The organism is Enterococcus sp. HMSC078F03 (assembly GCF_001811595.1).
GTDB lineage: Bacteria > Bacillota > Bacilli > Lactobacillales > Enterococcaceae > Enterococcus > Enterococcus faecalis.
The window spans coordinates 16,033-28,937 of sequence record NZ_KV805568.1; the positions used below are offsets into that span (position 1 = coordinate 16,033).

The window sequence follows — 12,905 nt, forward strand, 5'->3', positions numbered from 1 at the left end:
CTTTTTTATGCCGAATAAATTACTCAAATTATTTTTATAATATTTAAAAATCAAATACATAAAACTTTAAATTAACTGAAGTATTATAATTTTATTAGTTGTGTATTTTTTAGAATTGAAAAGTGAACTAAAAATAGAGAAATCAGCAGAGAAAAAATGTACTTTTTTTAATGAAATTGTGTTAAAATGGATAGACTAAATGAACCAGAAAGTAAGACATCGTGGGAGAGAACAAAATGAATGAATTATTGCAAGATAGGGTACCGCCACAAAATATTGAAGCGGAACAAGCCGTTTTAGGTTCTATTTTCTTAGATGCAGATGTGCTAATAGAAGCGATGGAATATGTGGAACCTAAAGATTTCTATCGTCGTAGTCATCAGTTGATTTTCCAAACGATGATGACCTTAAGCGACCGAAATGAAGCGATTGATGTGGTAACAATCAAAGATCGCCTAGAACAAGAGAATTTGTTAGAAGATGTTGGTGGACTAAGTTATCTGTCAGATTTAGCTTTAGCTGTGCCGACAGCTGCCAATGTCATTTATTATGCAAAAATTGTTGAACAAAAATCGTTGCTGCGCAACTTAATCCAAACTGCTACAGAGATTGTAACTAAAGGCTTTGAGCAAGGTGAAGATGTTGAATCTATTTTGGATGATGCAGAACGAAGCATTTTAGAAGTCTCTGAAAAGCGGAATCGCAGTGGCTTTTTATCAATTTCAGATGTTCTAAATACAACTATTGCGAATATTGACCAATTATACCAAAATGATGAAGAGATTACTGGTTTACCTACAGGCTATCAAGCATTGGATAAAATGACTGCCGGCTTGCAAGCGGAAGAGCTAATCATTCTAGCGGCCCGTCCAGCGGTAGGGAAAACCGCTTTTGCATTAAATATTGCCCAAAATGTCGGCACCAAAACAGATAAAGCTGTCGCTATTTTTAGTTTAGAAATGGGGGCAGAATCATTAGTGAACCGGATGCTTTGTGCAGAAGGATCCATTGAGGCTAGCCATTTAAGAACAGGGCAATTATCTGAAGAAGAATGGCAAAACTTAATTATTGCGATGGGTAGTTTGTCCCGTGCGAATATCTATATTGATGACACACCAGGGATTAAAATTACCGAAATTCGTGCGAAATGTCGTAAATTAGCACAAGAAAAAGGCAACTTAGGTCTAATTTTGATCGACTACCTACAATTGATTGAAGGAACTGGAAAAGAGAACCGCCAACAGGAGGTTTCTGATATTTCACGTCAATTAAAAAAATTAGCGAAAGAATTAAAAGTCCCGGTTATCGCTTTGTCACAGCTTTCTCGTGGCGTGGAACAACGTCAAGATAAACGTCCTGTGTTAAGTGATATTCGTGAATCAGGTTCCATTGAGCAAGATGCCGATATCGTTGCCTTTCTTTATCGTGATGATTACTATGATCGTGGTGAAGGAGAAGACGGCGATCATGAGCCACCAGAAGTTGACAATGTTGTAGAAGTCATCATTGAGAAAAACCGTAGTGGTGCGCGTGGAACGGTCGAATTACTTTTCATTAAAGAATATAATAAATTTTCTTCGCTTTCGCCGAGGACAGAATTTTAAAAAACGAACTCATTTTTTGAGTTCGTTTTTTTGCTTATTAAGGGATTAAAATCAGAGAGTAAAACACGAACAATATTCGTATATTTTATTATTTTACAAAAACATAACTAAAAATGTTCGTATTTTTGACAGAAACGCTTTTGATTGTGAAAGAATATTCGATTTTTACCCTTGAAAGGGACTGGTTTTACTGGTACAATGATTCAGGACAAAAAAATTATGAACGAGGTGTTCGAATGTCATCAGTAGTAGTTGTTGGAACGCAATGGGGCGACGAAGGTAAAGGAAAAATTACAGACTTTCTAAGTGAAAACGCAGAAGTGATCGCTCGTTACCAAGGCGGAGATAACGCCGGACATACCATTAAATTCGACGGCGTAACGTATAAATTACATTTAATTCCTTCAGGGATTTTCTATAAAGAAAAAATTAGTGTAATTGGTAACGGCGTAGTTGTGAATCCAAAATCTTTAGTAAAAGAATTAGCTTATTTAAAAGAAAATAATGTTGCCACTGATAATTTACGCATTTCAGATCGTGCCCATGTCATCTTGCCGTATCATATTAAATTGGATCAATTGCAAGAAGATGCGAAAGGTGAAAACAAGATTGGGACAACGATTAAAGGAATTGGCCCAGCCTACATGGATAAAGCAGCACGGGTGGGAATCCGTATCGCTGATTTATTGGATAAAGAAATTTTTGCGGAACGTTTGAAAATTAACTTAGAAGAAAAAAATCGTCAATTCGTTAAAATGTTTGATAGCGAAGCCATTGAATTTGATGATATTTTTGAAGAATACTATGAATACGGACAACAAATTAAACAATATGTTACAGATACTTCGGTTATTTTAAACGATGCATTAGATGCTGGAAAACGGGTTTTATTTGAAGGGGCACAAGGTGTCATGTTGGATATCGATCAAGGAACCTATCCATTTGTTACTTCCTCTAATCCAGTAGCTGGTGGCGTAACTATCGGTAGTGGCGTTGGTCCATCAAAAATTAATAAAGTGGTTGGTGTCTGCAAAGCGTACACTTCACGTGTCGGTGACGGCCCATTCCCAACAGAATTATTTGATGAAACAGGAGAAACCATTCGTCGTGTCGGTAAAGAATACGGAACAACAACAGGACGTCCGCGTCGTGTCGGTTGGTTTGATTCAGTAGTTATGCGTCATTCAAAACGTGTATCAGGGATTACAAACTTGTCATTAAACTCGATTGACGTGTTAAGTGGTTTAGAAACGGTGAAAATTTGTACGGCTTATGAACTTGATGGTGAATTAATTTATCATTATCCAGCAAGCTTGAAAGAATTAAGCCGCTGTAAACCAGTTTATGAAGAATTACCAGGTTGGTCTGAAGATATCACTGGTTGCAAAACTTTAGCCGATTTACCAGCTAATGCTCGTAACTATGTGCATCGGATTTCAGAATTAGTTGGTGTGCGCATTTCAACATTCTCTGTAGGTCCAGACCGTAACCAAACGAACGTTTTAGAAAGCGTTTGGGCACAAATTTAAGCAGATTTTTAAGGGAACGTAAAGGATGGCTTATGCCAGTTCAGCCTTTACGTTCTTTTTTAATTTTATATAAAAAAGAAAAACTATGGTAAAATAAAAGAAAACATGAAGGGGGCAATTGTCCGTGAATTATCAATTAGTGACAGATTCTTGTTGTGACTTGCCGTATACATACTTAAAAGAAAACCAAGTACCTTTTATTAGCATGAATATTCAAATTGACGGGAAAGAATATCGCGATGATTTAGGCGAAACGTTTGATTATCAGAACTTCTTAACGGCCATTAAAAATGGAAGTATGCCCACTACCTCTCAAGTTAATGTAGGACGCTACAATGAATTTTTCCGTCCTTTTGTGGAGCAAGGGTTACCGGTAATTTATTTAGCTTTTTCATCTGGGTTAAGTGGCTCTTATCAAAGTGCGTTGCAATCAGTAGAGATGTTAAAAGAAGAGTACGATAATGTAGAAATTCATATTATTGATACAAAAGCAGCTAGCTTAGGTCAAGGGATGTTAGTCCGAGAAGCCATTCGATTACAAACAGATGGTCATTCATTAGGAGAAGTTGTTGCCTATCTTGAAGAGCAAAAAATGAAACTTCACTCGTGGGTAACGGTAGATGATTTAAAACATTTAGAACGTGGCGGACGGATTTCTAAAACAGCGGCAGCGCTTGGTGGCTTAATGAACATTAAACCAATTATTCGCGTGGATGCGGCGGGTAAACTAGCATCCGTTGGTAAAACTCGTGGACGAAACAAGTCCTTGCAAAAGATTGCGCAAGAAACGATTCAAGGCATTGTAGAGCCAATGAAACAAACACTATTGATTGCATATGCAGGAACGAAAGATGACGCGGAAAAAGTCAAAGAATTAATTGAAAAAGAAATAGAAGTTAATGAGATACTGATTTATCCTCTAGGCCCCACCATTACTAGTCATACTGGAATAGGTTGTATTGCTGTGTTTTCTTTTGGTGAAAAAAGAAAATAAAAAATGAGCCTGGGACAAAAATCACTTTGGATTTTTGTCCTAGGCTTAAAAATTGATAAACGGCGGGAACAGAAGCAACACTACGCGTTGCTCCGATCTCAACAACTTCTAAGAGCTAAAGCTCTAAGAGTTGAAGGTCCTTCGGAAATAAGCCGAAATTCTCCAAAAATTATAGAACAATTTTCGGAAATTCCTTCTTATTTCTCGGAGTTAAACGTTTCTGTCCCGACCTCGTTTTTTAATAATCTGAACTGAATAAAACGTCCATTTGTTTTTGAATTTCTGGGTTTTCCAAGAATTCATCATAGGTTGTTTCTGCCCGATCAATGACCCCTTTATCAGAAACAGCAATAATTCGGTTTGCTAATGTTTGGATAAATTGGTGGTCATGTGAAGCAAAAAGAATTGAACCAGTGAAAGCCATCAACCCATCATTTAACGCAGTGATTGATTCTAAGTCTAAGTGGTTCGTTGGATCATCTAAAACTAAGACATTGGCTTTGGAAAGCATTAATTTTGAAAGCATGACACGCACTTTTTCGCCTCCGGAAAGAACATTGACTGGTTTTAGTACCTCTTCACCAGAGAATAACATCCGACCTAAGAAACTACGTAAGAACGTATTGTCATCTTCTTCTTTACCAGCAAATTGACGTAACCAATCTAAAATAGTTAATGGCTCTTCAAAGTCTTTGCTGTTGTCTTTTGGTAAATAAGCTTGGCTAGTTGTAACGCCCCAACGAACAGAACCTGTATCGGGAGTAATTTCGCCCATAATCACTTTAAATAACGTAGTCGTTGTAATATCTGAGTCAGCGATGAATGCCACTTTATCATCTTTTGTTAAGTTGAACGAGATATTATCTAAGATTTTTTTGCCATCAATCGTTACAGAGACATTTTCAACTTGTAATAAGTCATTGCCGATTTCACGTTCTGGTGTAAAACCAACGAATGGATAACGACGAGAGGAAGGTTGAATGTCATCTAAGGTAATTTTATCTAACATTTTTTTACGTGACGTTGCTTGTTTTGATTTTGAGGCATTGGCGCTAAAACGAGCGATAAAGTCTTGTAATTCTTTGATTTGTTCTTCTTTTTTGGCATTAGACTGTGCTTGCAATTTTGTCGCTAGTTGGCTTGATTCCAACCAGAAATCATAGTTACCAACGTAAAGTTTGATTTTACTAAAGTCTAAATCTGCCATGTGGGTGCAGACTTTGTTTAGGAAATGACGGTCATGGGAAACCACGATAACGGTATTTTCAAAGTTGATTAAAAATTCTTCTAACCAATTGATTGAGCGGGTGTCTAAACCATTTGTCGGCTCGTCTAATAGTAAGACATCTGGTTTACCAAAAAGAGATTGAGCTAATAATACTTTGACTTTTTGACCAGCTGTTAATTCGCTCATTTTTTGATCATGTAATTCTTCTGGAATGTTTAGCCCTTGGAGTAAAACAGCTGCTTCAGGTTCTGCTTCCCAACCGTCAAGTTCAGCAAATTCGCCTTCTAGTTCTGCGGCACGAATCCCATCTTCATCTGAAAAATCTTCTTTCATATAGATAGCATCTTTTTCTTTCATTACTTCGTAAAGACGTTTATGTCCCATAATTACAGTTTCTAAAACAGTGTAGTCTTCGTAGTCAAAGTGATTTTGTTTCAGCGTTGCTAGTCGCTCATTAGGACCCATTGAAACCACGCCAGTTGTCGGTTGAATCTCACCTGATAAAATTTTAAGAAACGTTGATTTTCCTGCACCGTTTGCGCCGATTAAGCCGTAACAGTTGCCAGGAGTAAATTTAATATTCACTTCTTCAAAAAGTTTACGATCTGGAAATTGTAAACTTACATCATTAACAGTAATCAATTGTTTTCCTCGCTTTTAATATATTCTTGAACCTCTCTGCATTATATCGGCTACAGAACCTTTTTTCAAGGAGTTTCAATCTTTTTACAGAAACGAATAAAAAGGTGGGTTTTTTATAGAAAAAAAGACGTTTTTTTTAAATGTTTCATGTGAAACAGAAAATTTTTTCATGAAAGGGTTTTTAGTGTATTTTTTTAATGATACACTGTATCATGTAAATTAATTAGTGTATCGATTAAAGGAGCCATCAAAAATGAAGCGGATTGAAAAAATCTATCAATATGTTAAAGAGCAAACGAAGAATTTAACGCCAATGACCTTAACAAGTGATGCGGGAGTCACGACACAAGAAATTTCAGAACGTTTAAACATTCAGCGGACCAATGCTAGTAAAGATTTGAATCAACTCGTTCGTGAAGGGCGCTTGAAAAAATTATCTGGTCGTCCAGTAAAATATGTCGCGCAGGTGGCGTTTCAGCATCGTCCATTAACCAAGCCAGTTAAAAGTTATCGGGAAAAATCAATGGATCACTCCACAAAAACTTTTATCGAACCATTGGTTGAACCAGTAGTCACGACCAGTAAAACCCCAGAAGTTGAAGATATTTTCAAAAAAATTATCGGTTCAGCTGGAAGCATGAAAACGCCGGTTGAACAAGCCAAAGCAGCGATTTTATATCCGCCAAAAGGCTTGAATTGTTTAATTACTGGACCAACAGGTTCTGGGAAAACTTATTTTGCTCATGCCATGTTTCAATTTGCGAAGTTGAACCAAATTGTGGCCAAAGAAAAAGAGTTTGTGGTGTTTAACTGTGCAGACTATGCGCATAATCCAGAACTTTTGATGTCGCATTTATTTGGGTATGTAGAAGGGGCCTTCACAGGCGCTACGAAAGCGAAAGAAGGGATTATTGATGAAGCAGATGGCAGCATTCTGTTTTTAGATGAAGTACATCGGTTACCACCCGAAGGACAAGAAATGATTTTTTATTTTATGGATCACGGCGTGTACGCGCGTTTAGGTGAAACAGTGAAATCACATCATGCAGATGTTCGGATTATTTGTGCTACGACGGAGAATCCTACTTCTTCTTTATTGAATACTTTTGTGCGACGCATTCCGATTATCATTCAATTACCGAACTTCAGTGACCGTCCTGCGAAAGAAAAAATTGACCTCCTAAAAGTGATGGTTTCAATGGAAGCAGCGCGGATTCAACGGCGAATCTCTTTGTCAGAAGATGTGGTCAAAGCGTTAATCGGAAGTGTTTCTTATGGAAATGTCGGTCAGCTAAAATCGAATGTGCAACTTGTGACTGCGCGAGGGTTCCTTAATCAGATGGAACAAGAGGAATTAATGATTACGATGGACGAATTAACGGACAATATTAAAGAAGGCATTATGCAACTTGCCAGTAATCGAGAAGTATTGTCGGAGTTGTCGAAATATCTGGAACCGCAATTAGTGGTATCACCAAATGAATCTTTAGTAGCTATTCAGTCAGATGCCTATGAATTGCCTTACAATCTATATGAGATTATTGGAGATAAAGCGGCTCTCTTAAAAGCAGACGGATTGGACCAAGAACTAATTAATAATTTTATTACAACGGATATCAATGTTCATTTAAAATCTTTCTACAAAGATTATGGATTCACCTTTGATACAGAAAATAAATTGGCTGAAATTGTGGACCAACGAATTATTGATGTCACTAAGAAAATTTATAATTTTGCAGCGAAGCGGTTATCGTATTCGTTTCAACCCAACTTTATTTATGCAATGAGTTTACACATTAGTTCTTTCTTGAAACGCATCCAATTAGGCAAAGATCCTAAGCATCCTTTAAATGAAAGTATTCGAAATATGGTTTTAGATTATCCAACAGAGTTTGAAATAGCGAAAGAAATTAAAAATATTATTGAAAGTAGTTATCAGATGGAGATTCCTGAATCTGAAAGTTACTATTTAGCTGTTTTGCTCATTTCTTTAAGAGAAAATCCTGAGGCTGGCCGGATTGGCATTGTCGTGGCTGCGCACGGAAATAGTACCGCTAGCAGTATGGTACAAGTGGTTTCTCAATTGTTAAATGTTGATAATTTGAAGGCTGTGGATATGCCGTTAGATATGCCACCGAAAGAAGCTTTGCGTAAAATCGTTGAAGCAGTTGGTGAAGTGAATGAAGAGAATGGCGTACTATTATTGGTGGATATGGGTTCATTAAGTACGTTTTCAGAAGAAATTGTACGCCAGACAGGCATTGATGTGCGGACAGTAGACATGGTGACTACGCCAATTGTGCTTGAAGCGGCCCGCAAAACCGCATTAATTGATACACAATTGGAAACACTTCACGAGTCCTTAAAAAACTTTCATGGCTATGCCGATATTCGCCAAAGTGAAACGAAACAAATCATTGAAAATTGGAAAACAAGAGCAATTATTGCTATCTGCGCTTCTGGAGAAGGAACTGCGCGCCGAATGAAAGAGCTTATTGAGGAAGCTGTCTTGCCACAAATAGACTGGCATTTAGAAGTGATTCCTTTGTCCATTGTAAATATGAAAGAAGTCTTGCCTAAAATTCAAGAAGACTATGAAATTATTGCGACAACTGGGATTACCAATCCCAAAATTGGAGTTCCTTATATTTCCATGGAAAATTTCTTTTCCGGTGAAGCAGAAAAAATTATTCAGCAATTACTAGCAGAGCGGAAAGAAGAAGTAATGAATAAGCCGTTGGACGAAGCGGCAGCAAAAGAAATTTGTCTCAAATATATGGAGCAAAGTTTCACTTTTATTAATGGAAAAAAAATCATTGATCTGTTGTGGTCATTCGCTAAAAATATCCAAACCCAATTAGCGATGCCAGAAGAGTACACATTTTACATCAATTTGATTATGCACACATCAGGCATGTTGGAGCGTATTTTACGGAATGATACACTGACGGTTTCAGAAAAGGAACTTGGTCAATTGGTTCAAGAGCCAATTTATCCAGTGATTGTGGCCTCAATTGAGACTATGGAAGAAGCTCTTAATATGGATGTTCCAGCAGAAGAAATTTATTTTATCGCACAGTTAGTCAAAAATGCCCAGTGTATCGAAGATAAAATCACCGAAATTGACACACTAGATTAATACAGAAAAATCGATACACTATTTATTAGTGTATCGATTTTTTGATTTTCTTAAAAAAACCTATAATTTTCTAGGTTTCGAACCGATACACTAAAGTTGGCACGAAACTTGCTTATAATAAGGTGTCCCTTTTTACCTAAAATTTTTAAGTAAAAAGACAAAGGTCCTAACCTTTAAAAATGAATTTAAAGGAGCATTCCCGATGGTAATGGATATTCGTTTAGCTCGAATTGATGATCGATTAATTCATGGCCAAGTAGCAACTGTTTGGGCAAAATTGACGAACATTAATCGCATTTTAGTGGTTAGTGATTCCGTTGCTTATGACAATTTGAGAAAAGCCTTGTTGGTTCAAGCTGCTCCACCTGGTGTCAAAGTAAATGTCATCACTGTTCAAAAAATGATCGATGTTTACCCTGATCCTCGTTTTGATTCGTTTCGAGCCATGTTGTTATTCACTAATCCTTTGGACGTGAAACGAGTGGTCGAAGGCGGTGTACAACTAACTTCTGTGAATATTGGCGGAATGAGTTTCAGCACAGGCAAGCGAATGATTACGAATGCAGTTGCAGTGGATGCCAACGATTTAAAAGCATTTCTGTTTTTAAATGAACAAGGTATTGAATTGGAAATTCGAAAAGTCGCAGCAGACAGCCAAGTGAATTTGATGGATTTACTGAAAAAAGAGCGTAGCAAAGAAAATAACGCCAGCTGACGTTTATTTTTACAGACGAAAGACATTGAAAGGATGTGGTGGCCTAGGACCAACATCATTGCTTCATGAGCTGTATTGATAAAGGCAAGTGCTGATGTTGAAAAAAATCAAGAACTATTGAAATTTTTTCATTTATTTTTGTCAGAATCTGATTTATCTGATTTTTTTCAAAAAGTGAAAGCGTTTAGCAGTACAACCATGAAAAAAAACATCAATTATACAGGAGGTATAAAAATGGTAGGAATTATCCTAGCAAGTCACGGTGAATTTGCTGAAGGGATCTTGCAATCTGGTGCAATGATCTTTGGCGAACAAGAAAATGTAAAAGCAGTTACGTTAATGCCTAGCGAAGGTCCCGATGATGTAAAAGCAAAAATGCAAGAAGCCATTGCATCGTTTGACAATCAAGACGAAGTACTATTTTTAGTTGACCTATGGGGAGGAACACCATTTAACCAAGCGAACTCATTGTTAGAAGATCATAAAGACAAATGGGCAATCGTTGCAGGTATGAATTTACCAATGGTTATTGAAGCATATGCTTCTCGTTTCTCTATGGAATCAGCACAAGAAATTGCGACACACATTCTTGAAACAGCAAAAGATGGTGTCAAAGTTAAACCAGAAGAGTTACAACCAGCAGAAGCACCAAAAGCTGCTGCGACAGAAGATGCACAGCCAAAAGGTTCGTTACCACCAGGTACAGTTGTTGGCGATGGCAAAATTAAATTCGTGCTAGCACGTATTGATTCACGTTTATTACATGGTCAAGTAGCAACAGCTTGGACAAAAGCAACACAACCAAACAGAATTATTGTTGTTTCTGATGCCGTTGCAAAAGATGACTTACGTAAGAAATTAATCGAACAAGCAGCTCCTCCAGGAGTAAAAGCCAATGTTATTCCAATCAGTAAAATGATTGAAGTAGCGAAAGATCCACGTTTTGGCAATACAAAAGCATTATTATTATTTGAAAATCCTGAAGACGTCTTAAAAGTGGTTGAAGGCGGCGTAGAAATCCCAGAAGTAAACGTTGGTTCAATGGCTCACTCTGTTGGAAAAGTCGTTGTAAGCAAAGTATTATCAATGGGTCAAGAAGACGTTGATACGTTTGATGAATTAAAAGCCAAAGGCATCAAATTTGATGTGCGTAAAGTGCCAAATGATTCAAAAGCGAATATGGACGAAATTTTGAAAAAAGCAAAAAATGAGTTAGCAAACGCGTAACTCGCCAAATACAAATCAAAATAGGAGGCTTATCATGTCTGTTATATCAATTATTTTAGTTTTACTCGTTGCCTTTCTAGCTGGTATGGAAGGGATTTTGGATGAGTTCCAATTCCACCAACCGTTAGTAGCATGTACATTAATCGGATTAGTTACTGGTAATTTAGAAGCCGGAATTGTTTTAGGTGGTACTTTACAAATGATCGCGTTAGGTTGGGCAAACATCGGGGCTGCCGTTGCACCGGATGCCGCTTTAGCATCTGTTGCCTCAGCAATTATTTTAGTTTTAGGTGGCCAAGGTGTTAAAGGTGTTCCTTCAGCGATTGCCATCGCAGTTCCTTTAGCGGTTGCAGGTTTGTTCTTAACAATGATCGTTCGGACAGTTGCGGTTCCAATCGTTCACATGATGGACGCGGCTGCTGAAAAAGGCAACATTAAACAAGTTGAAATGTTACACATTTTCGCTGTATGTTTACAAGGTATTCGTATTGCGATTCCAGCAGGTGCGTTACTATTCATTCCTGCTGACACTGTTCGTAATTTCTTAGAATCAATGCCAGCTTGGTTAACTGATGGTATGGCTATCGGTGGTGGTATGGTCGTTGCCGTAGGTTATGCATTAGTAATCAACATGATGGCAACAAAAGAAGTATGGCCATTCTTCATTATCGGTTTCGTAGTCGCAGCGATTTCTCAATTAACATTAATCGCATTAGGTGCTTTAGGTGTCGCTTTAGCTCTTATTTACTTGAACTTATCTAAAATGGGCGGTTCTTCTAACTCAAATGGCGGAGGCAACTCTGGCGACCCATTAGGCGATATTTTAAACGACTACTAATTCTGAAGGAGGAGCAAAGAAAATGGCAGAAAAAATTCAATTAACTAAAAAAGATCGTTTAGCTGTAGCTTGGCGTTCAACATTTATCCAAGGTTCTTGGAACTATGAACGTATGCAAAACGGCGGCTGGGCATTCTCAATGATTCCAGCAATCAAAAAATTATATAAAACGAAAGAAGAACGTTCAGCGGCGTTAAAACGTCACTTAGAGTTCTTTAATACACACCCATACATTGCCTCACCAATTCTTGGTGTAACATTAGCTTTGGAAGAAGAACGTGCCAATGGCGCACCAGTTGATGACGTAGCGATTCAAGGGGTTAAAGTTGGGATGATGGGTCCTTTAGCCGGTGTCGGTGACCCAGTTTTCTGGTTTACTGTTCGTCCAATGTTAGGCGCTTTAGGTGCTTCCTTAGCAATGGGTGGTAACATCTTAGGCCCAATCTTATTCTTCGTTGCTTGGAACTTAATTCGTTGGTCATTCATGTGGTATACACAAGAGTTTGGTTACAAAGCAGGTTCTAAAATTACTGATGACCTTTCAGGTGGTTTACTACAAGATATTACAAAAGGTGCTTCTATTTTAGGGATGTTCGTACTGGCCGCATTAGTTCAACGTTGGGTATCGATTAAGTTCTTACCAATTGTCTCACAAGTTAAGTTAGACAAAGGTGCTTATATCGAGTGGGATAAACTTCCTGCTGGCGGTGAAGGAATGCATAAAGCCTTTGAACAAGTGAACCAAGGCTTGGCGCTTTCACCAACGAAAGTTACTACTTTACAAGATAACTTAGATCAATTGATTCCAGGTCTAGCACCATTACTACTTACATTCTTATGTATGTGGTTATTGAAGAAAAAAGTTAGCCCAATCGTTATCATTCTTGGTTTATTCGTAGTCGGCGTTGTCGGCCACTTAATCGGCTTATTATAAGAATGACGAGGTCGGGACAGCACCGTTTAGCTCCGAGAAATAAGAAGAAATTTTC

At 37.7% G+C, this 12,905-nt stretch carries 9 protein-coding genes; 8 read left to right on the forward strand and 1 reads right to left on the reverse strand.

What is annotated here, in order from left to right:
* The first annotated feature begins 236 nt into the window (after positions 1-236).
* The 3 genes from dnaB to HMPREF2810_RS08550 all read left to right on the forward strand — a co-directional run bounded on the left by dnaB (position 237) and on the right by HMPREF2810_RS08550 (position 4,127).
* Entirely contained in the window at positions 237-1,604 is a 1,368-nt protein-coding gene (gene dnaB / locus HMPREF2810_RS08540; protein ID WP_002381331.1) for a replicative DNA helicase, read from the forward strand.
* A gap of 236 nt (positions 1,605-1,840) precedes the next feature.
* Positions 1,841-3,133 carry an adenylosuccinate synthase gene (locus HMPREF2810_RS08545; protein ID WP_002376293.1) on the forward strand — a complete coding sequence of 431 codons (1,293 nt, stop codon included), beginning with the start codon at positions 1,841-1,843 and terminating at the stop codon, positions 3,131-3,133.
* A gap of 124 nt (positions 3,134-3,257) precedes the next feature.
* Positions 3,258-4,127, forward strand: a complete 870-nt coding sequence (locus HMPREF2810_RS08550) for a DegV family protein (protein ID WP_002359214.1) — start codon at positions 3,258-3,260, stop codon at positions 4,125-4,127.
* A 238-nt stretch (positions 4,128-4,365) separates the two neighbouring features.
* Here the strand turns inward: HMPREF2810_RS08550 and HMPREF2810_RS08560 are convergent, their stop codons facing one another.
* A complete protein-coding gene (locus HMPREF2810_RS08560) occupies positions 4,366-5,997 on the reverse strand; it encodes an ABC-F family ATP-binding cassette domain-containing protein (RefSeq protein WP_002359215.1) in 1,632 nt (543 codons plus the stop codon).
* Between the two features lie 253 nt (positions 5,998-6,250).
* Between HMPREF2810_RS08560 and HMPREF2810_RS08565 the strand changes: the two genes are divergently transcribed.
* From HMPREF2810_RS08565 to HMPREF2810_RS08585, 5 genes are all read left to right on the forward strand, one after another.
* Positions 6,251-9,136, forward strand: a complete 2,886-nt coding sequence (locus HMPREF2810_RS08565; protein ID WP_002419447.1) for a sigma-54-dependent transcriptional regulator — start codon at positions 6,251-6,253, stop codon at positions 9,134-9,136.
* A gap of 202 nt (positions 9,137-9,338) precedes the next feature.
* The gene (locus tag HMPREF2810_RS08570) at positions 9,339-9,851 is read left to right on the forward strand and encodes a mannose/fructose/sorbose PTS transporter subunit IIB (RefSeq protein ID WP_002383516.1); all 513 of its coding nucleotides are present in this window, start codon (positions 9,339-9,341) and stop codon (positions 9,849-9,851) included.
* A 234-nt stretch (positions 9,852-10,085) separates the two neighbouring features.
* Positions 10,086-11,078: a mannose/fructose/sorbose PTS transporter subunit IIA gene (locus HMPREF2810_RS08575; protein ID WP_002356030.1), complete on the forward strand. Its 993-nt coding sequence runs from the start codon at positions 10,086-10,088 to the stop codon at positions 11,076-11,078.
* A 34-nt stretch (positions 11,079-11,112) separates the two neighbouring features.
* Positions 11,113-11,916, forward strand: a complete 804-nt coding sequence (locus tag HMPREF2810_RS08580) for a PTS mannose/fructose/sorbose transporter subunit IIC (RefSeq protein WP_002356031.1) — start codon at positions 11,113-11,115, stop codon at positions 11,914-11,916.
* 22 nt (positions 11,917-11,938) lie between these two features.
* A complete protein-coding gene (locus HMPREF2810_RS08585; RefSeq protein ID WP_002356032.1) occupies positions 11,939-12,850 on the forward strand; it encodes a PTS system mannose/fructose/sorbose family transporter subunit IID in 912 nt (303 codons plus the stop codon).
* Positions 12,851-12,905 lie beyond the last annotated feature (55 nt).

What these genes read in the sequence shown, in the direction of transcription:
- dnaB (WP_002381331.1), top strand. Translation starts at nt 237, where the DNA reads ATGAATGAATTATTGCAAGATAGGGTACCGCCACAAAATATTGAAGCG.
- HMPREF2810_RS08545 (WP_002376293.1), top strand. Translation starts at nt 1,841, where the DNA reads ATGTCATCAGTAGTAGTTGTTGGAACGCAATGGGGCGACGAAGGTAAA.
- HMPREF2810_RS08565 (WP_002419447.1), top strand. Translation starts at nt 6,251, where the DNA reads ATGAAGCGGATTGAAAAAATCTATCAATATGTTAAAGAGCAAACGAAG.
- HMPREF2810_RS08570 (WP_002383516.1), top strand. Translation starts at nt 9,339, where the DNA reads ATGGTAATGGATATTCGTTTAGCTCGAATTGATGATCGATTAATTCAT.
- HMPREF2810_RS08575 (WP_002356030.1), top strand. Translation starts at nt 10,086, where the DNA reads ATGGTAGGAATTATCCTAGCAAGTCACGGTGAATTTGCTGAAGGGATC.
- HMPREF2810_RS08580 (WP_002356031.1), top strand. Translation starts at nt 11,113, where the DNA reads ATGTCTGTTATATCAATTATTTTAGTTTTACTCGTTGCCTTTCTAGCT.
- HMPREF2810_RS08585 (WP_002356032.1), top strand. Translation starts at nt 11,939, where the DNA reads ATGGCAGAAAAAATTCAATTAACTAAAAAAGATCGTTTAGCTGTAGCT.